This is a genomic window from Flavobacterium cheonhonense (assembly GCF_035671315.1).
GTDB lineage: Bacteria > Bacteroidota > Bacteroidia > Flavobacteriales > Flavobacteriaceae > Flavobacterium > Flavobacterium cheonhonense.
Map to the genome: position 1 here is coordinate 294,627 of NZ_JAXAVY010000001.1, position 20,794 is coordinate 315,420.

At 37.9% G+C, this 20,794-nt stretch carries 19 protein-coding genes; 12 read left to right on the plus strand and 7 right to left on the minus strand.

Translation table 11 applies throughout. The features are described from left to right. The first annotated feature begins 8 nt into the window (after positions 1-8). The 5 genes from SK086_RS01265 (at position 9) to SK086_RS01285 (ending at position 5,168) form a co-directional block, all read left to right on the plus strand. Positions 9-1,445 (plus strand): complex I subunit 4 family protein, encoded by a 1,437-nt coding sequence (locus tag SK086_RS01265; RefSeq protein ID WP_324689190.1) that lies wholly within the window; start codon positions 9-11, stop codon positions 1,443-1,445. Positions 1,446-1,449: 4 nt separating this feature from the next. Beyond that, on the plus strand, positions 1,450-2,829 hold the full coding sequence (locus SK086_RS01270; protein WP_324689192.1) for an NADH-quinone oxidoreductase subunit N: 1,380 nt from the start codon (positions 1,450-1,452) through the stop codon (positions 2,827-2,829). A 111-nt stretch (positions 2,830-2,940) separates the two neighbouring features. Then, positions 2,941-3,405 (plus strand): hypothetical protein, encoded by a 465-nt coding sequence (locus tag SK086_RS01275; RefSeq protein WP_324689194.1) that lies wholly within the window; start codon positions 2,941-2,943, stop codon positions 3,403-3,405. A gap of 72 nt (positions 3,406-3,477) precedes the next feature. Continuing rightward, positions 3,478-4,743: a Y-family DNA polymerase gene (locus tag SK086_RS01280; protein WP_324689196.1), complete on the plus strand. Its 1,266-nt coding sequence runs from the start codon at positions 3,478-3,480 to the stop codon at positions 4,741-4,743. Next, complete coding sequence (locus tag SK086_RS01285; RefSeq protein ID WP_407652311.1) at positions 4,740-5,168, plus strand: LexA family protein; 429 nt, start codon at positions 4,740-4,742, stop codon at positions 5,166-5,168. The genes SK086_RS01280 and SK086_RS01285 overlap by 4 nt, the downstream gene beginning before the upstream one ends. 203 nt (positions 5,169-5,371) lie before the next feature. On the opposite strand, the gene SK086_RS01290 is transcribed toward SK086_RS01285, so the two are convergent. The 5 genes from SK086_RS01290 to SK086_RS01310 all read right to left on the minus strand — a co-directional run bounded on the left by SK086_RS01290 (position 5,372) and on the right by SK086_RS01310 (position 13,908). Then, entirely contained in the window at positions 5,372-7,381 is a 2,010-nt protein-coding gene (locus tag SK086_RS01290; RefSeq protein WP_324689200.1) for a zinc-dependent metalloprotease, read from the minus strand. Positions 7,382-7,729: 348 nt separating this feature from the next. Further along, positions 7,730-9,166, minus strand: coding sequence for a TolC family protein (locus SK086_RS01295; protein ID WP_324689202.1), 1,437 nt, complete (start codon positions 9,164-9,166; stop codon positions 7,730-7,732). Continuing rightward, positions 9,150-12,326 (minus strand): efflux RND transporter permease subunit, encoded by a 3,177-nt coding sequence (locus SK086_RS01300; RefSeq protein WP_324689204.1) that lies wholly within the window; start codon positions 12,324-12,326, stop codon positions 9,150-9,152. Before SK086_RS01300 ends, SK086_RS01295 begins: the two co-directional genes overlap by 17 nt. Before the next feature lie 23 nt (positions 12,327-12,349). Beyond that, positions 12,350-13,432, minus strand: a complete 1,083-nt coding sequence (locus SK086_RS01305; protein ID WP_324689206.1) for an efflux RND transporter periplasmic adaptor subunit — start codon at positions 13,430-13,432, stop codon at positions 12,350-12,352. A gap of 80 nt (positions 13,433-13,512) precedes the next feature. Further along, positions 13,513-13,908, minus strand: a complete 396-nt coding sequence (locus tag SK086_RS01310; RefSeq protein WP_324689208.1) for a hypothetical protein — start codon at positions 13,906-13,908, stop codon at positions 13,513-13,515. 606 nt (positions 13,909-14,514) lie between these two features. On the opposite strand from SK086_RS01310, the gene SK086_RS01315 reads away from it, so the two are divergent. Genes SK086_RS01315 through SK086_RS01325 form a run of 3 tightly spaced genes read left to right on the plus strand, consistent with a single transcriptional unit; the run spans position 14,515 to position 15,365 of the window. Then, complete coding sequence (locus SK086_RS01315; protein WP_324689210.1) at positions 14,515-15,036, plus strand: hypothetical protein; 522 nt, start codon at positions 14,515-14,517, stop codon at positions 15,034-15,036. Continuing rightward, positions 15,023-15,229, plus strand: coding sequence for a hypothetical protein (locus SK086_RS01320; RefSeq protein ID WP_324689212.1), 207 nt, complete (start codon positions 15,023-15,025; stop codon positions 15,227-15,229). Before SK086_RS01315 ends, SK086_RS01320 begins: the two co-directional genes overlap by 14 nt. After that, complete coding sequence (locus SK086_RS01325; RefSeq protein ID WP_324689214.1) at positions 15,210-15,365, plus strand: hypothetical protein; 156 nt, start codon at positions 15,210-15,212, stop codon at positions 15,363-15,365. Before SK086_RS01320 ends, SK086_RS01325 begins: the two co-directional genes overlap by 20 nt. A 280-nt stretch (positions 15,366-15,645) precedes the next feature. Here SK086_RS01325 and SK086_RS01330 read toward each other — a convergent pair whose 3' ends face one another. Then, complete coding sequence (locus SK086_RS01330; RefSeq protein ID WP_324689216.1) at positions 15,646-16,242, minus strand: recombinase family protein; 597 nt, start codon at positions 16,240-16,242, stop codon at positions 15,646-15,648. 126 nt (positions 16,243-16,368) lie between these two features. Beyond that, positions 16,369-16,599, minus strand: a complete 231-nt coding sequence (locus tag SK086_RS01335) for a helix-turn-helix domain-containing protein (RefSeq protein WP_324689218.1) — start codon at positions 16,597-16,599, stop codon at positions 16,369-16,371. 548 nt (positions 16,600-17,147) lie between these two features. Here SK086_RS01335 and SK086_RS01340 point away from each other — a divergent pair. The 4 genes from SK086_RS01340 to SK086_RS01355 all read left to right on the plus strand — a co-directional run bounded on the left by SK086_RS01340 (position 17,148) and on the right by SK086_RS01355 (position 20,778). After that, positions 17,148-17,615 (plus strand): hypothetical protein, encoded by a 468-nt coding sequence (locus SK086_RS01340; protein WP_324689221.1) that lies wholly within the window; start codon positions 17,148-17,150, stop codon positions 17,613-17,615. A 32-nt stretch (positions 17,616-17,647) separates the two neighbouring features. Beyond that, complete coding sequence (locus SK086_RS01345; protein ID WP_324689223.1) at positions 17,648-17,953, plus strand: hypothetical protein; 306 nt, start codon at positions 17,648-17,650, stop codon at positions 17,951-17,953. 164 nt (positions 17,954-18,117) lie between these two features. Beyond that, a complete protein-coding gene (locus SK086_RS01350; RefSeq protein WP_324689225.1) occupies positions 18,118-18,738 on the plus strand; it encodes an SHOCT domain-containing protein in 621 nt (206 codons plus the stop codon). A gap of 486 nt (positions 18,739-19,224) precedes the next feature. Then, on the plus strand, positions 19,225-20,778 hold the full coding sequence (locus tag SK086_RS01355; protein ID WP_324689227.1) for a recombinase family protein: 1,554 nt from the start codon (positions 19,225-19,227) through the stop codon (positions 20,776-20,778). Positions 20,779-20,794 lie beyond the last annotated feature (16 nt).

Genomic DNA, 20,794 nt, shown 5'->3' on the forward strand with positions numbered 1-20,794 from the left:
TTTACACAATGGATGTAACTACTATATTATTATTACTGCTGATTGGTTCGATTGCTACGTTTTTCGCCGGAGATAAATTAGCTTCAAAAGTGGCCTTGATATTCAGTTTGGGTGCTTTAGGATTATCATTGTATTTGTTGAACTTAATGAGCCAAGGCGCCAACATCAGTTATATAGGTGAATGGATGAGCAGTCCGAAAGTTTCCTTAGCGTTCAAAGCCGATGGTTTATCGATGGCCATGGTTTTGTTGACCACTGCTTTAACACCCTTAATTGTATTTTCTTCTTTTGGAAATAGTTTCAACAACAGTAAAAATTTCTATGCCTTAGTGTTGTTCATGTCGTTTGCCATGACGGGTACCTTCTTAGCTGTAGACGGATTGTTATACTACATCTTCTGGGAATTGGCTTTGATTCCTATTTACTTCATCGCTTTGATTTGGGGTAACGGTGATGCCGAAGAGCGCAAGAAAGCTGTGGTGAAATTCTTCATCTATACTTTGGGAGGTTCATTGTTTATGTTAATTGCTTTTGCTTACTTATATTCTAAAGCCGGTAGTTTCTTGATTGGTGATTTGTACCAATTGGAATTAACGGGTACAGAAGAGTTCTGGATTTTCCTTGCCTTCTTCTTGGCCTATGCCATCAAAATTCCGATTATTCCTTTCCATACTTGGCAGGCCAAAGTATACCAAAAAGCACCAACCGTAGGTACCATGCTTTTATCCGGTATCATGTTGAAAATGGGATTGTACAGCGTTATCCGTTGGCAATTGCCTATCGCACCGAGCGCTGCTAAAGCTTACATGCCTATCCTAATCGGATTGAGTATAGCCGGTGTAATTTACGGATCTATCGTGGCTTTACGTCAAAAAGATTTGAAAAAACTATTAGCGTATTCGTCCTTAGCGCACGTTGGTTTAATCGCCGCAGGTTGTTACACTTTAACGCTTGACGGATTAAGCGGTGCGGTTTCACAAATGATTGCACACGGTTTTGTTATTGTGGGCTTGTTCTTCGCTGCTGAAGTAATTTTCAGAAGATACGAAACCAGAACGATAGCCGATTTAGGCGGGATTCGTTCACAAACCCCAAAATTCACTTCGATGTTTATGATTTTGGTATTAGCCTCTGTGGCTTTACCGGGAACCTTTAACTTCGTGGGAGAGTTTACCGTATTGTATAGTTTGAGTCAAGTGAATATTTGGTACGCTGTTTTAGGCGGAACCACCATCATTTTGGGTGCTTACTATATGTTGAAAATGTTCCAAAACGTAATGTTAGGCGAAACCAATACCAAAGTATTTGCCGAAGTAACGACTAACGAAGCCATTACTTTTGTAGCGATTATAGCGTTCTTACTGTTTTTCGGGTTGTATCCGAAACCGATAGTAGATTTGGTAACGCCGAGTTTGAATGAAATTTTAGCCGTAATTAATAAATAATAAAATGCAAGTATTAATAACAATAGTATCATTAGGTGTTTTTTGTCTGTTGGCAGAAATCTTCAATTTAAGAAAACTACTGGTTCCGGTTACTGTCATAGGTTTACTTGCCATTTTAGGAATCTCTTTGAACCTTTGGGCTATCGACCCGAGCATCGACTCCAACTATGCGAGCATGATTGCCGTTGATAAATTTTCGAACGCATTCAACTCTTTGTTCATTGTACTGACCATTTTCTTAGTTGCTCTAAGTGGTGATTTTTATAAAGAACACCAAACCAAGATATCCGACTTTATTGCCATTAAAGTTTTTCTTTTGGCGGGAGCCGTTGCCATGGTTTCGTTTAGCAATTTGGCGATGTTCTTCTTAGGTATTGAAGTATTGTCGATTTCTTTATACGTTTTAGCAGCCAGCAAAAGATTGGACATTAAGAGTAACGAAGCCGGAATGAAATATTTCTTGTTAGGTTCCTTTGCTTCAGGAATTATATTATTCGGTATCTGTTTGATTTACGGCGCTACAGGCTATTTCAATGTAGCGGAGATTAAAGACTTGTCTTCCGGTGCCGGTATTCCGGTTTGGTTTCCTATCGGAATGGTATTGATGATTATCGGAATGTTATTCAAAATTGCCGCTGCACCTTTCCATTTTTGGGCTCCGGATGTTTACGAAGGTTCTCCTTCGATTACCACGGCTACTATGAGTACACTGGCTAAAGTGGTAGCTATGGCAACGCTTTACAAATTGTTGAGCGGCTTGAGTTCGGAGTTAATCCCAACTTTTGAAATGGTGATTGTTGTGATTTCGATTTTGTCTATGACTATCGGAAACATCATGGCTTTACGTCAGGACAATGTAAAACGTATGTTGGCCTTCTCGGGTATATCACATGCCGGATTTATGTTGATGGCTATTTTAAGTTTGTCTACCGCCGCAGGAACACTCTTGTATTATACGGCAGCTTATGCTTTAGCGGGTATCGCTTCGTTTGCTGTAATTATTGCCGTAACACGTGACAGCGGTAACGAACTGACCGAAAACTTCAACGGGTTAGGAAAATCCAATCCTTTATTGGCTGCTGTTTTAACCGCTTCGCTATTGTCTATGGCAGGTATTCCTATTTTCTCCGGATTCTTTGCTAAGTTTATGTTGTTTAGCGATGCTATCAAGGCCGGTTATTTGTTCTTGGTGATTGTGGGTGTTGTCAATTCCATCATCAGTGTGGGCTACTATTTCAAATTGATCTTGGCCATGTATACCAAAGAAGCATCAGCCGAAAAACCAGCTGTACCGGCAGTGTATTACCTTGTAGCCGTGAGTGCTATTGTATTGAACATTGCCCTGGGACTTTATCCTTCTTTAGTAATGAATTTATTGAACTAAAAAGTTCTTAATTGAAATATACCGAAAACCATCAAGAGTACTTTTGATGGTTTTTTTTGTATACGATTGTCTCGATTAAAATCTTATATTTGGTAACAAACCGAAACCAATATGGAAAATTCGAGCGTCTCCTCAGTGCTAAAAAAATTACCCTACGATATTATCGTGTTCTTCCTTTTTTGCATGGCGATTAGCGTATTTAGTTTTTACTTGAATTTAGACATCAACAAAGAACTAAAATCCACTTTAATGCCTTACACCGGTTGGGGATTTGGCAGAGGTTATATGACGGCGATGCTTTTCATTTTGATTGGCTTGACGGCTGCCAAAGGCTCAACAAGCCGAACACTCCAATTCTTAAGAATCTTTATTATCTTATTAATGTCCGTCAACATTTATGACGGCGTACAAGATTGGCTATCGATAACTCCCGAAGACTACACCAATCCCAATCCGTATTTGCGCTATGATGCTTTGACACCTATTTACACCATTATTACGCCTTCCTTTTGGGTTGTGGTGATGCTGACCGCTTTGGTTTGGAACTATTTCCAAAACAAAAAAAAGGCAATCTAAAATCGGAATAACGGCTAAAAAGTAACGGTAAAATTAACTTTTGTTCCACCGCAAAATTGTTACTTTTATACCATGTATGCTTTAGTCGATTGCAATAATTTCTATGCTTCTTGCGAACGCGTTTTTCAGCCGCATTTGGTTGGAAAACCCATAGTGATTTTGTCCAATAACGACGGTTGCATCATTTCTCGCAGCGATGAAGCCAAGGCACTCGGCATTGCGATGGGTGCGCCCGAATTTAAAGCGCGACAAGAACTTAAGGACAAAAACATACAGGTCTTTTCTTCTAATTATCCGTTGTATGGCGACATGAGTCATCGGGTAATGAAAATCCTCGAAGGCTTTACGCCGCATGTGGAACCGTACAGCATCGACGAAGCCTTTATGAATTTTGACGGCGTTCCGGTGAGCGATTTCCACGACTATGGTTTGCAAATGAAAAGCCGCATTATGCGATGGCTGAGCATTCCGGTTTCGGTAGGTTTTGCCGAAACCAAAGCGTTATCGAAAGTCGCCAATAAAATCGCACGTAAGTTTCCCGAAAGAACAAAAGGTGTCTATATCATCGATACGGAAGAAAAGCGCATCAAAGCCTTGAAATGGACTAAAATTGAGGACGTTTGGGGTATCGGGTTTCGGCTGACTAAAAAAATGAAGTTGAGAAACATTCACACGGCTTACGATTTTACCTTGCCGCAACACGAAGCTTACATCAAAAGTACCATGGGCGTAGTGGGTTTGCGGTTGAAATACGAACTCGAAGGCCAATCGGTCTTAGGATTAGAAGAACCAAAGGACAAAAAAAACATTGCCATCACCCGAAGTTTTGCCGGAAATATTACCACGCTCGATGCCATGAAAGAACGCGTATCGACCTTTGCCACGGTATGTGCCGAGAAACTCCGCAAACAAAAATCGTGTTGCCAGGGTGTAATTTTGTATTTGAAAAAAGACAAATATAAAGTGGATCGGCAGCGCTACAATTTCTACCGTATGGAAACCTTGCCTTATGCGAGTAATTCTTCCATCACCATTAGTAACTTAGCGATAAAAATGCTGAAGGAAGTTTTTGAAGAAGGCGAAATCTACAAAAAGGCGGGCGTCATAGTGACCAATATTATTCCCGAAAGCCAAAAGCAATTCCATTTGTTTGAAGAAGAAAATCCGAAGCATTTGAAGCTCATGCAAGTGATGGACGACTACTATAAAAAAACCGGGGAACGCAAAATTAAGCTCGCCAACCAAGACTTAGCGCGCACTTGGACGATGAAGCAAGAACATTTGTCTAAAAAGTACACCACCGATATCCGTGAAATCTTGACCATAAAATGCCCATGAAAAGTCCACTCACTTTTTTCAAACCCGATTTCGAAAACTCGAGATTCCTGCCCTATTTTGAAGGTGGCATCAAAGCCGGATTTCCCTCGCCGGCCACCGATTTTGAAGGCACGCAAATTAGTTTAGACAAAGTATTGGTCAAAAACTTCGAAGCTACTTTTTACGCCAAAGCCGACGGCACTTCGATGATAGGCGCCGGGATAGACGACGGAGACATCATGGTAATCGATCGCAGTTTGGAACCTACCGACGGAAAAATTGCCGTTTGTTGTATAGACGGCGAATTCACCGTGAAACGCATTAAAGTTGAAAAAGACGCCCTCTACCTCATGCCGGAAAACGCTGCCTTCCAACCGATAAAAGTAACCGAAGAGAACAAGCTGTTGGTTTGGGGTATTGTGACTTATGTAATCAAGAGCGTTTAATTGCTTTTCTATTTGACATAATGTATGTTTTGATATACTACTCATATACTAAGTAGGGCTTTAGTAGGGAGGAGATATGGGAGAAGAGATATGATTACATTGCTTTTAAAATAATGACTGGTATTGTCAACTTGCTTCAAAGACAAAGATTTTACAAAACTATATCTCAACAGTTGGTTTTAAAACTTAAATTATAATTCTTTTTATTCTTTTACAATCTTTATCGTTTTAAATGTTGATTCTAAAGATACTCTCACAAAATAAGTGGCTTTAGCAAAATTTGAGATATCTACACTGATTTCATTACTTGACGCGGGAAGGACAGCAAGTTCTTGTCCTAATATGTTGAAAACAGTTATCTTTTTAATCAATTCTTTTGCTTTTACTGTAAAATTGCTTTTAACCGGATTGGGGTAAATTTCAAAATCTTGACTTTCATAATCATTGTTCGAAAGGCTACATGGCTGAGGTATAACTGATATTGTTTTAGATATTGTGGCAGTTTGCAATAACAGACAAGGTTCATTACTGATAATTTGACAACTTAAAACATCTCCATTCTGTAACACAGATGTGGTAAATTCCGGCGAGTTACTCCCTACATTATTATTGTTGATTTTCCATTGATAGGTTGGAGCGGTACCCGGATAAATAGCATTTACTGTAAAAGTATAACTCAAACCGCTGCAAAGAGCTTGTTCTTGCGTAGTGGAGAGGAATGTTAAAGAAGGGTTTTGAATATCTGGGACTTCAAAAACAATAGTATTAGAAAATCCATCTACCCCTGAACAAACGGGAGTTATTTCAACTTTATATCTTTTACTACACACTGTGGCACTATTGTTATATTGAAAAGAGAAATTACTTTGCGGATAACTGATATTAGTGAATGCTGACCATGAATTATTATTGTAGTTATACACTCTGATTTTGTAAATTTTATCACTTTCAGAAAGCCAATTTACATTCACATTTTTAGTTGTATTGTTGACTGAAATGACTAAATTTTCGATGTTATCATTGTAGCATAATTCCGTTTGGCAATTTGCAAAACATGTTGCATTTTGTAATTTACTATTGATTAATGCTACATGTACCGGTTCCCAATAATTACTTGTTGAGCCACCGGGATTCATTACATTGGCACCATCAATATGTTGGCATCCGAAATTATGACCAAACTCGTGAGATAGAATAGAACGGTTAGTGCCGGCAGATGGAAAAACTCTCATTAATGCACTTCCAATTGTAGTTAAATTTCCTAATACGCAATTTTGAAATGCATTTACTGTCCCCAAACCCAGCACCCCTGAGGATGAGACATAATTTTGACAAAAAACATTGATGTTAGCATTACCTGTTGAAAAAATTTGGCTGTAATATTCAAAAACTCTAAAGTATGAACTATTGGTAGTGAGACTATCGGTTGTTGGCCAATAGTTACAATTGTTACAAGTAATTATGTAGTGTCTGAGAATTTTAAAATTAACATCAAAAGCGAGGCTGTTAGCAACAGAGTAATCTAATTGAGTTAAGTTTAAGGTTTCAAAGGTTTTGTTAATAGTAGCATTTATTGACCCCATGGCTACGTACAAGGAATAATCTATACAATAATTTAGTCTCACAACTTTACAATCATTGTTGGGAAGTGCTTCCTCAAAAAATCTATTACTGTAACCATTTTTCTCATCTATAGTAATGTCACAAAGAGGGTCTGTGTAATTTTTGATGTTTTTTACCTCATAGTATACATAACTGTTGTTTGCTGCATCATGAATATATTTATTCAATGGTTCGATGTAAAATTCGTTACCATTACTTTTTACATATATGGTGTATTGGTTATCAAAAAAGGAAATAGCAAGTTGTGATTCAGCATCTGCATTTTGATTGAAAAAATATTTCCCATCAAAATTTAAATCTTCCAGTGATTTATAATCAATTTTATCTTCGCTTTTTATGGCTACCAAATAATCTTCAGTAACTAATTTATTTTCCTTCAATATAAATTTATATTCCTGATTGAGAATGATTTTTAATTCTTGTCCATGACCAAGATTTGTAATGCTATCACTTATTGTAAGAATTTCATAAGATTTGAAAATCTCATGTAAAGAGGGCTCTATTTGATTTGAATGAGTAAACTCGATTCTATTTTGTCCAAAAATGTTTAATGTAACTAAAAAGAAAAGAGAGAAAATAATTTTTTTCATCATAATCCACTTAAAAAAAAGTTATTTCAAAATGTAAATGTATAATAATTCTTTCATTAATAGTATATTAACAAGACTTATTTACTAAATACCACGCCTAAAAGATCAAATTAATCCCTCTCCCGTCAACACCTAACTTCAGCTGAGAGGACACAAAGTATTACTTGCTTTTCTGAAAATTTTAATCGTAAACTTATAACTAAAATCAATAACAAGAAAATATTCTCAAAAAACATCAAGTTAGTATTGTATACTTTTTCAGTCCCGTTTGGCAAATTGGCATAAGCGCTTAAATAAATAACAAAAAAAGAGCCGGCATAACCGACTCTTTTCCCCTTAAAACAATTACTAATTCCAACCCCCGCCGAGGTCACGGTACATGTGTACCACAGCGTTGAGTTGTTCTTTTTTGGTTTCCACCAATTCCAATTGCGTTTCCAAAGCGTCTCTTTGTGTCATTAAAACTTCAAAGTAATCTACTCTGGCCGATTGGAATAAATCGTTTGCTATGTTTATCGAAGTACTTAAAGCCGCTACTTGTTGGGTTTGAAGCGCGTAATTTTTGTTCAAATTCTCCATCTTTGACAACTGCGTCGCCACTTCCAAATACGCATTTAAAATAGTACGTTCGTAATTGTACAACGCTTGCAACTGACGGGAGTTGGCATTCTTAAACTCGGCCTTAATCGCATTTCGGTTGATTAAAGGCGCAGCGATGTCACCGGCCAAAGAGTACAACAACGACTCGGGCAAGGTGAACAAATACGAAGGTTTGAAAGCCTGTAACCCATAAGAAGCCGAAATTCCTAAAGACGGATAAAACTCGGCACGCGCGGCTTTGACATCCAGTTTGGCCGCCGCCAACTCCAACTCTGCCTGTTTGATATCGGGGCGATTGCTGAGCAATTGCGACGGAAGTCCGGCCTTTACCTCGGTTGGATTCAAGTTGAAAAAGCGACTCTTGTCTCTGGCAATTTCTTGCGGATAGCGTCCGAGTAAAAAGTTGATTTTGTTTTCGGTTTCTTTGATGCGTTGCAAGATGACGAACTCCAAATTTTGCGAACCCAGCACTTCGGCTTGGAATTTCTGCACGGCCAATTCTGTTGCGCGGGCGGCTTCTTTTTGGACTTTTACAATTTCCAAAGCGCGTTGTTGCAGCGTGATGTTTTGGCGAACTATATCGAGTTGGTTGTCTAGCGCTAACAATTCGTAATATGAATCCGCCACCTCAGCGACCAAATTGGTGACCACAAAATTCTTTCCTTCAACAGTGGCCAAATAGCGACTCACCGCTGCTTTTTTGGCATTGCGGAGTTTCTTCCAAACGTCTACTTCCCAATTGGCATAAGCCGCTATGGTAAAATCGTTGAGCGGATCGGGCATTTCCACGCCCGGCATGATCTCGGTAGAAGCATCTCCGGCACCTTGACTGGTATAACGACCCACTTTTTCTATTCCGGCACCGGCTTTCACGCCTACTGTAGGCAATAAGGCACCTTTGCGAACACGGATGTCATTTTTAGCGATTTCAATTTCCTGCAAGGTAATCTGCAACTCTTGGTTTTTTTGCAAAGCCGCAGCAATTAAATCGTTGAGATACGGATCTTGGAAAAACTGCTTCCAAGGCGTCTTGCCTGTATTGGCGGTATCAGTACTTCCTATAAAAGTTTCCGGTAGGGCAGGCGATGCTTGTGTTGGCGCAATAGCCGGTGCTTTACAACTTACCACCACTAATGCCAAACCAATGGGCAGGAAGTAATAGTATAATTTATTGAGGTAATTCATTGTGGTCAATTTCTTCGGTTAATGGATTTTCTTCTTCTTTTTTGACAAATTTGACTTTCTCGGAGATTCGGCCAAACACATAGTACAAGCCCGGAATGAGCAACACTCCGAATACTGTTCCCAACAACATTCCTCCTGCGGAAGCAGAGCCAATGGTTCGGTTCCCGATAGCCCCCGGACCCGTGGCAAAAACCAATGGTATCAATCCGGCAATAAAAGCAAACGACGTCATTAAGATAGGACGGAATCGCACCGCAGAACCTTCGATAGCCGCTTGCAAAACGGTGTCGCCCGCGGCGTGCCTTTGGACGGCGAATTCCACAATCAAAACGGCATTTTTACCCAGTAACCCTATGAGCATTACCATGGCCACTTGCGCATAAATGTTGTTTTCCAAACCAAATAACTTCAGGAATAAGAAAGCCCCGAATACACCGACAGCCAATGATAAAATCACCACGAAAGGCAGGATAAAACTTTCGTACTGAGCCGCCAAAATGAGATATACAAAGCCCAAACAAATCAGAAAAATATAGATGGCTTCATTGCCTCTGGCTACCTCATCTTTAGAAATCCCTGCCCAATCGATGGCGTATCCTCTGGGTAAAGTTTTAGCTGCTACTTCATTAATGGTCGCAATGGCTTCACCGCTACTGTAACCCGGAGCTGCTTGCCCGCTGATTTCAGAAGCGGTGTACATGTTTTGTCGGGTAATTTCGGAAAGACCGTATACCTTTTCCATTTTCATAAAAGCGGAGAACGGTACCATTTCATCACGATCGTTTTTCACGTACAATTTTAAGATATCCGAAGGCAAGGCTCTATATTCCGGCGCTGCCTGAACCATTACTTTGTATTGGCGTCCGTATTTGATAAAACTGATTTCGTAATTACTTCCGATAAGGGTTGACAACGTATTGGTAGCATTTTCGATAGTTACGCCTTTTTGCTGGGCAATATCGTTATCGATGCGTAACATATACTGCGGGAAACTCGCACTGTAAAAAGTAAATACCGAAGACAATTCAGGACGTTTGTTGAGTTCTCGAACAAAGTCGTTGCTCACGGTTTCCATCTTTTTATAATCACCCGTTCCGGTTTTGTCGAGTAATCGGAGCTCGAAACCACCGGCAGCTCCGTAACCCGGTACGGCGGGTGGTTGGAAAAACTCGATAGTAGCGCCGGAAATATCGGTTGATTTTTCCTCGAGTTCTTTGATGATTTCTTGGCAAGAGTGTGAACGTTCGTCCCAGCTTTTGAGGTTAATCAAACAGGTTCCCGAATTCGCTCCGGTACCCCCGGTTAAGATTTCGTAACCGGCCAAGGAAGAAACCGATTTTACATCGGGAATCTCTTCGGCTATTTTTTGCAAACGCTCTGAAATTTGATTGGTACGCTCCAAAGTGGACCCCGGCGGGGTTTGGATTACGGCATAAAACATCCCTTGGTCTTCATTGGGAATAAATCCGGACGGCACGCTGTTGTTGAGCAACCAAGTCCCGATACAAAATCCGATAAGCATCCCGAAAGTGAGTGTTCTTCGGTTCACAATGAGCGTAAGTAAGTTTCTGTAACGGTCTGATACACCCCCGAACCAACGGTTAAACCCTTCTACAATGGCATTGATAGGCGTTTTCTTTTTCGGTTTCCCGTGGGTGTTTTTGAGCATCATGGCACAAAGCGCCGGTGTTAGTGTTAAAGCTACCAAACCGGATAAAACGATAGCCGTAGCCATAGTAATCGAGAACTGACGGTAGAAAATTCCCACCGGTCCCGACATGAAAGCCACCGGAATAAATACAGCTGCCATTACAAAGGTGATGGCGATGATGGCACCACTAACTTCATGCATAGCTTCTTTGGTGGCTTTGCGGGCCGAAAGATGTTGGGTTTCCATCTTGGCGTGGACAGCCTCAATAACTACGATAGCATTATCTACCACAATCCCGATGGCTAATACCAAAGCGAAAAGTGTGATTAAGTTGAGCGTGATGCCAAAGTATTGCATGAACATAAATGTTCCGATTAAAGAGACTGGAACTGCAATGGCCGGAATTAAGGTAGAACGCCAGTCTCCTAAGAACAAAAAGACTACAATCCCCACCAACAAGAACGCTTCAATTAGGGTGTGAATTACTTTTTCGATAGAAGCGTCAAGGAATTTGGACACGTCGTAACTGATTTCATAATCCATGCCTTTAGGGAAAGTAGAAGCTTTGATTTCTTTGAGTTTCGCTTTGACATCTTCGATAACTTGACTGGCATTACTTCCATAAGACTGTTTTAAAACGATGGCCGCAGAAGGTTTCCCGTTCAAATTCGAATAAATATCGTACATGGAGCTTCCGAACTCGACAGTGGCCACATCTTTCAAACGCAAGATTTCACCGTTGGGCGTGGCTCTTAAAATGATATTGTTGTACTGCTCTTTAGTGGTAAAACGTCCGGGATATTTTAATACATACTCAAACGATTGGGATCGCTTTCCGGAACTTTCTCCGGTTTTCCCGGGTGAAGCTTCTAAACTTTGTTGGGCTAACGCTTCCATCACTTCTTCGGCAGAAATTTTGTAGGCCAACATACGGTCGGGTTTCAACCAAATACGCATGGCATATTCTCGGTTCCCTAAAATATCGGCAACACCTACCCCATCTACTCGTTTGAGTTCGGGTAAGATGTTGATATCGGCAAAATTGAACAGGAATTTTTGGTCGGTATTTTTATCGGTACTATACAAGTTGACATACATCAACATGTTCGATTCTTCTCGGGTAATCTTTACCCCTTCGCGCACCACCAACGGCGGTAATTTATTCACCACCGAAGCCACACGGTTTTGGACGTTGAGTGAGGCTTGATTGGGATCAGTACCCAAATTGAAGACTACTTGTATGGTTCCTTCTCCGTCGTTACCGGCATCGGAGGCCATGTATTTCATGCCCGGTACTCCGTTGAGCGCGCGTTCGAGCGGTAAAATGGCGGATTTCACCATTAGCTCGTTGTTGGCTCCCGGATATTCTACGGTTACATTTACTTTGGGCGGAGAAATAGAGGGAAACTGAGTCACCGGCAAGGCCACCAGGGCTAAGGCTCCCATGAAAACGATAATCAATGAGATGACAATAGACAACACCGGTCTTTGTATAAACTTGTTAAACATGAGGTATCAAATTAAGGGTTGGACTATTCGGCTTTGAGTTTCAAATGAGCGATGACTTCCTCCGGTTTGAGGAAAGTGAATTCGATTTTCTCATCGTCTTTGGCTTTTTGAACACCATCGAGAAGGATTTTATCATCGGCTGTGAGTCCGCTTTGTACCACATATAAATCGGGCATCTCTGCGCTTATCGTAATTTCTTTAGATTTGAGTTTATGATTGGCATCGACTACAAAGACATATTTTTTATCTTGGATTTCATAGGTTGCTTTTTGCGGAATCAACAAAGCGTTTTTCAGCGGCATAACCATTTGGACTTTTCCGGTTTCGCCATTTTTAAGCAACTTGTCGGGATTAGGGAAACCGGCGCGAAAGGCGATATTTCCAGTCTCGCTGTCGAATTCTCCTTCGATTACTTCAACTTTTCCTTTGTACGGCAAAGGCTGATTGTTGGCCAAAAGTAAGGTTACTGTTGGATTGCCACGGTCTTTGATGTGCGTTTGGTAATCGAGGTATTCCGGTTCGGATACATTGAAATACGCAAACATTTTGCTGTTATCAGACAAGCTGGTTAGCAATTCACCTTCCTCGATTAGGCTACCCAACTTCATGGGAATGCGGTCGATGATACCGGCAAAAGGCGCACGGATTTCGGTAAAAGACAGATGCAATTTGGCTAAGGCTACCTCAGCATTCGCTTGGTCTAATTTGGCTTGCGCGATGGCTTGTTCGTTTTTGGAAACGATGTTTTTATCGGCTAAGGTTTTGGCATTGCGCCATTCGATTTCGGCTGCTTTGGCTTCGGCTTGCGCTTTGAGCAATTCGGCTTCGTATAATTTCGGCATGATGCGGAACAATAACTGCCCGGCACTCACGTGTTGGCCTTCGTCGACATAAATATTTTGAAGGTATCCTTTTTCCTGAGCGCGTAACTCGATGTTGCGCACAGAACGAATTTGGGAGACATATTCTTTGGTAAATGTAGTATCGATTACCAGCGGTGCTGTAACGGTAAATTTACCGGTTTCTTCTTTTTCTGCTGTTTTGGTTGAGCAACTGTTTAGACCCAACAAGGCTACTAAGCCCAGTAACATGACTGATTTGTACATGACTATTTTTTTGATTTTTAGAACTGTTTTAACTAATGCAGGAAAACCTCCAAGGGTTAGGAACGGAATAAAAAATCAAATCACAGGCGCAGTACTCTTAGGCTTATAAAGTTGTGACGTGGTAAACGCGAGCTGTTTTCCCTGTAGTAATTTTGGGAAATGGTGGAATTGAAAGTGGTAGTGGCTATCCAATTGAATAACAATCCGACAGTTTTGGGAAAATCAATTGAGACTGCTTGTTTTTCTGCAAACTCTTGCTCGAATTCGTTTTCCTCGTTATCGTTACCGTTGACCAACTCGCATTTGGAGAACTCAAAGAGGTTGGCAGTTTCGTTAAATTGAATGCGTTCTGATTTTGAGGCAACCTCATTCAGGGTTTTAGTACCATAGGAAATAGGTGATGCAGCGTAGCATTGACCACTTAAAGTCGACACTATGCTGAATAAAAAGAAATATAAAAACAGTCTTTTGCTCACCTTTACACCTAATTTGAACTGAATTTCGGCACAAAATAAAGTCTATTTTTTTATGGTTGTACTATGGCTTTGGGAGATTTAAGGGAAACTTAAGTTGGAAGTACGATGTAAGAAGTACTAAGTACGAAATGTGGAGTATCTTGTATCACTTGTGGTTTGATGGTTTTTGGGAAGAAGAATACTGAATAAAGTAAAGCCCACCGGGCTTCCTCCTCTTAATATCACACGAGCGTAGCGACTGCCGAAGGAAATCCCTCATGGGCTCTTATCGCCCAAGAGTGGTCGCAAATGAAAAAGCCTGATACTTTCGTATCAGGCTTTTGTTTTGCTCCCCATGATATTGTTTTTTCGAACCAATTCGCAACAGATTTAAAAAAGCTTCACCATTTATATTACGACTTTGTAGAAGCCATTTAATATAACTAAGCTCTGTACTTTTTTGAGTGGTAAACCATATACCAAACTCAAATATCAACTTTATTCAAAAAAAATTTAATTCCGTCGGAACTTTTTAAAAAGCCGACATATTTATTATAAAATAAGCTACCAATGGACGGCATTATACAGCTATCCTAAAAGGTAGGGTACGTTTAAAAACAAAATAAAATGCAAAAAAACGAATACTTCACAGTTAACGAAGTAAGTAAAAAATTTGAAGTTTCTTCCCGCAATGTGAGGAGAATTATTGCTGTACTAGAGCAAAATACTAGTAACGAATTACTATATAAGGACAAGAACCACCATTGGCAAATTCATCACTTGTTACTACCAAAATTCAGACCGTTGAGAAAAAGGCGAAACAAGTACTATGCACTTACAATCGACCCATGTAAACATTTATCTGAAAACGATTTAAACAAAATAATGCAGTTTGTTTTCGATAGAACTGATGATGCAAAATTGGAGATACATTACGCAATTGAACCTAAAAAAAGTAACGGGCAAAATCACATACATTGTTACATTAAGTGTACTAATAAAAAGGCACTTATGAGTATGTTAAAACTGGGTTTCAGTAATATGAGTTACTTTGAAAGTATAATTTACGACCTCAGCGGTTGGCGTGATTACATTAGCAAACAAGCAAAAATAACAACATTAAAAAAACAACAAAATGCAAATAACTAATTTTAACTACAATCCGAAACTAAGACAGTTCTTAGTTGATTACAGCCTTCGCATGTACGAAGAAAACGCTATTCTGGACGACGAACACCTATTAATGGAATACAACCTTTTACTCAGGGATAACAACCTTAATGCACTTTTTTTGGAAGAGTATCTGACAAATTACTTACGTGATGGAGAAGATATTGGCTAAAATCAGAGTAAAACAAGTTGAGGTGCAGGTTGAACAAGACCCGCACAAAAAACAAATACTGCAAAAGCAATTAAAAAAACTTTTTTTCGAAAAGGAGATTGAAGAGATAAAAAAGCGTATCGAACAACTTGGATAGCACTCCCCCTTTGCTTTTTGTAAAATTTGTTTACTCGTTACCGCCTTCGATAATTAACAAAAAATGTAAGTGTTACTAATCAGGCACTTGATAAGGCGTTTAAAATTTTGTATCATTTTTCATTTAATAATGTCCCTTTTGTACCCATTATAATTGGGTATGTGCTGGATGAATTATATTTAAAAAAGGCGTTTTATTGTAAAAAGAAGCAGATTCCCTTTAAGGTGTTCCTGTTGTTTTATTAAAAAATTAAGGTCGTGAATCTCACGACCTTTTTTGATTATAGGGAGATTAATCTTTGGATTTTTTGAGCTGTCCCTAAACTGCAACCTCCGAGTTTAGCGGCTCTTCTTAAAGATTGACCGCTTTTTAGTTCACGAACAACCGCTTTGTATTTGTTAAGCAAATCTTCGTCTGACATTCTAGTTCCGTAAAGTCGACCCTTATATGTTCCTTTGGCTTTTGCAAGCTCGATGCCTTGACGTTGGCGTTCTAGCATATTAATTCGTTCCATCTCGGCTACATTGCCTAATACACTTACAATCATTTTGAAACTCGGATTTGGTTTGTTATCGACAAGCGAAAACATTCCGATATTTTCCACAAACAGGTTTATTGACCTTTTGTTAAAATATTCGACCATTGTAAGAATATCGATAATGTTTCGTCCTAGCCTATCTATGGAAGCAATGTGGATTTCAGATATAGCACCCGCTTCGATGTCAGATATAAGTTTAGAGGCTTCTTTTCGTTCTGTGAATTGGACTGAACCCGAAGTTTTGTCGATATAGATTTTTGAAAATTGGTTGGCATTTACCTCTTGACGACCTGTGTTTTGTTCTGTTGTTGAAACTCTGATGTATTTTACTTTTGACATGGCGAATAATTTTAATTGCATGACAAATATAGTGTATATTTTTAGAATGGCAAAAATATACGCCTAAAAACCAGGTTTTTAGCTAAAAAAAGTGTACTAATTCGAAGCATGACCTAAAAATATACGTTACTCGATTCCTTTAAAAAATTCTTCGGGTGTAACTTTAAGTGCTTTTAGTATTTTGTATAAGGTGTTTAACTGAATATTTGCTCCAGCTTCATATTTGCCATATTGAGGACGACTAATGTTATTTTCATAGGCAAAGTATTCATAATTAGAATATCCCGCCTTTTTACGATAAAATTTTAGCCTTTCACCGATATTTTTTAAAAATAATTTTTCATCGTTTTCCTCCATTTTATTAGCCATTATAATAATAGCAAATGAATAAAATGGTATTATTTTTAGTTACTCTTTATATATTACCTCTTTATATAGAGTTTTTTTATATTTTTGACATGTTTTTGTTAAACTAACAGTTAGTATGAATTTAAAAGAGAAACTAGCATTTGGTGTTAAACATGTAATGTTACCATTGTTAAGCGGTGGGTTTATTTACTTGTTTTTTAGGTCTAGTGATTTAATTTATTATGACTGAATAAGAAGTGAGTATGTAGAAAGCCTAAGAGATATAACCTGTAAATATGGCGCAAAACTTCCTAATTGGATTATATATTCTTTGCCAGACGGCTTATGGGTTTATTCATTTTCGGCTTTGCTTTATTTAATATGGAGTGAGAATTTTAGATGGTTAACTAAAATTTTATTTGTGCCGTTGGTTGTTTTGTGTGTTATGGAGTTTTTACAATACTTAAAAATTATATCAGGCACATTTGACTATAACGATGTACTTACAAGTCTGATAATGTATTCTTTATTTTGTATTAACATTAAATTTTATAAAAGTGAAAAAAAAATTGAAAATTATTAGTTCGGTAATTGTTTGTTGCTTGTTCCTACTTATGGCTTATGGGTCAGGTGATAATGGGAAAGTCGATATTCAGTCTGAACAAGAAATAAAAGAATTTTTACCTGGAAAGTGGAAAAGTAGTATTGCTCATTCTGGGATGAACGTTTTTTATAGATTTTTATTTACTGAAAATCAAATAAAAATTTGGAAAAAGAATCATTTCTATTCACTTGGTGAACCCGCTGAGGCATGGAAAGAGAACCCAGATGAAATAATAAATTATTCAATAGGACCATTAAATAAAGAATCGCATGGGAATAAATACAGGTTGTTAGGAAAATGCGATGCGGGATATATTATGATTAGAAGTGGTAAAGGTGATGAAGGATGGTTAGAAGTTGGAGATATTGAATCTAATTGGCATGCTTCATCATTAACCCTCGATAAGGGTTGGGAATATTAAAACTTAAACGTATAAATCAAATTTTGTATAAAATGAAAAAAAAAATAAAACTGTTCACAACTACTTTGGTAATTATAAGTTTTGTTTTCGTTGCTATAGCTACAGGTGATTCAAAAAATACTAGTGATGACTTAAATTCAAGTTCAAATAATTCTGCTGAGTGGCACAATTGCGAGAAATGTGGAAAAAAATATCAAGGTGACGGATTTACTGTATCTTCAGATGGAGTTGGTGGACCATTAAGCATAGACAAAGGTGCCATTTTCACAAGTTGTGAAGATTGTGCACAAAAGACTTTGGATAGAATGAATGAGGCAAGAGCTCGAAAAGGTTATTAAGGTAAAAGATAAAGGACACAAAATCGGATTTTAATCAGTCAAATCATTCCTATGGGATACTCCTGAAAAATAAAAAGATACTGAAAAAAAGGAATTGAATGTTTGGAGAAGTTCCACACTACTGGGATGGAATATTTAATTGTAGACTATAGAACAAATATAAAATGAGTAACAAAACTATAAATTTTTCAAGCGGAAATTTAGTGATAGATAGCGAAAGTGTTTCATTTCAGCAAAAAAGAGGATTTGTTAACAACGTAAATACGATATCAAGAACTAATATTGGAAATGTGGAAATTCAAAACATGCGAATACTTAATCATGTTGATTTTGTTTATTGTTTTAGGACTTTACTAATTGGGATTGTTGTTGCTATTTGTGGATTTATATTTCTAGCAATTACAAAATCCACAATTATGTTTTACTTAGGCTTAGCCGTTACACTTTTTTCGGTTTTCCTTTTTTTTGGTTCAATATTTCTCGATGGCATGTTAGGGTTAAATTTGATACAAAGTATACTGATTTACATTTATGGAGTTGAAGCTATAAGAGTAGTTATTCAAAATAGACATGGTGGTAATAATTTAATGTTTTTTATTGGTGATGACGAAAGGTCAAAACTCCCGAAATTTGAAGACTTGAAAATTGAAAAAAGAGAGGTTGTTGAGGTTTTAAGTCAAAACAATAATTTGGACGACATTAATAAATTAGCAGAATTGCTCAGTAAGGGACTAATCACCAAAGATGAGTTTGATAAAAAAAAGAATCAAATTTTAGGGATATGATGATTTGTTTTCCGGCTTTGAAGCCGGAAAACAAATTGCTATACAAAATTGCAATTTTCATTTTAATTCGGTATATTTGTATATATTCGAGTTATAGTTAAAACTGTTTGTTCTTCAAAAACAGCCCTATTACAAAAATTACCCTAAGTCGCTGGGGGTTGCTTTGCAACTTTGACGCATAACTTCAATTATTACTACTTTGTTTCTAAAAAGTAGTTTCAGCATTATAAATGGCTAATAAGCCAAATTACTTATTCAGGCAGTCAAGTATCTTGTACCCTGATGAGGTTTTATACAATAATCTCCCGTCCTAAAAAATCGAGAACAGGCGGATGTAATTTAATGCTTTCAATTACCGAATGTAAAAAAATTTTAAATCGTAACGGCATTTTTTATACTAAAGAAGAAGTAGAAATGTTAAGAGAAGCACTGTACAAAATCGCTGAAATTGTGCACAGCAAAAACAAAATTTAAAAAAATAAAATTATGAAAAACATAAATGTAATTACTTACAGTAGAGTAAGTACAGACGAACAGGCAGAAAATGGTTTTAGCTTAAACCATCAAGAAGAAATGTTAAAAACGTATTGCAAACTAAACAAATACAATATTTCAAGGCACTTCAGAGAGGACTATTCAGCAAAAAATTTTGACCGTCCTGAATGGAAAGTATTAATGGAGTACGTTAAAAAGAATAAAAATTCGATTGATATGGTATTGTTTACCAAGTGGGATAGGTTTTCGCGTAATATAGAGGGTGCCTTAACGGTAATTAGACAACTGTCGGAAATGGGTATTGAAGTAAACTCTATTGAACAACCGCTTGACCTTAGTATTCCAGATAGCAAAGTGATGTTGTCATTGTTTTTAATTATCCCCGAGGTAGAAAATGATAAAATTTCACAACGTACCAAAGACGGAATGCGAAGGGCAAAAAAAGAAGGATGTTTTATAGCTAAAGCACCATTTGGATATTCAAACACCAAATTACTTGATAAAACTTCGATAGAACCTAACAACGATGCGAAAATTGTTGTTAAGGCATATAGTGAAGTTGCCAAAGGTATTGAGCCTGTTGAGGTGATAAGGAAAAAGTTAAAAAATGAGTATGGACTAAAACTTCAGAAGCAACAGTTTTACAATATGCTCAGAAATAAAACGTATTGCGGATTGATAGAGATACCTGAATATAAAAAGGAACAAGCTGAGATAATTAAAGGCATTCACGAGCCAATAATCGATATAGAACTATTTAAAAAAGTTCAGAACGTTTTGGATGGCAGAAAAAATTCTGAGGCTAAATTTCCTTCCAGCGAAAACGAAGCATTCCCTTTAAGGGGGAATCTGGTTTGCCCAAGCTGTGGAAAACAAATAACTGCTAGCAAGTCTAAGGGTAATGGTGGTTATTATGAGTATTATCATTGTAAGTCCTCATGTAAAATTCGTTTGAAAAAAGAAGTTGTACATGAGAGAGTGCAGAAATTATTGGACACAATTTCATTAAACGAAAATGTTAAGGAGCTATTTAAAGCGATTCTTAGCGATGTTATTAATTCAAATACCGTTAGCGCTAAAACTCGCATAAATGAGCTTAAAACCGAACGGGATTCGATAAAAAAAATGCTTGAGAATGCAGAGGATAAGTATATGGTAAACGAATTGTCGCCTGAGGACTATTTCAAGGTTAAAAAAAGGTATTCTGATAAAATTAACGACATAGAAAACCGTATTGATGCACTTGAGGAAAACGATATTGATTTGATGAAATATGTGGATAATTCAGTAGAATTGTTAAGCAAATTGGGGAATACGTTCAACCTACTGAAAGATAAGGCAAAAGGTTCATTTTTAAGGGTGATTTACCCTGAAAATATAGTGCTTGAAAAAGATGGTTTTCGAACCAATTCTGAGAACTATATAGTTGAGCTTATGACCAGATTTTTCAATAGTTCGCAAAGTATGGAAATAAAAAAAGCCACTCTTTCGAATGGCTTTTCCAATGTGGCTCCCCCTCTTGGGCTCGAACCAAGGACCCTCTGATTAACAGTCATAATTT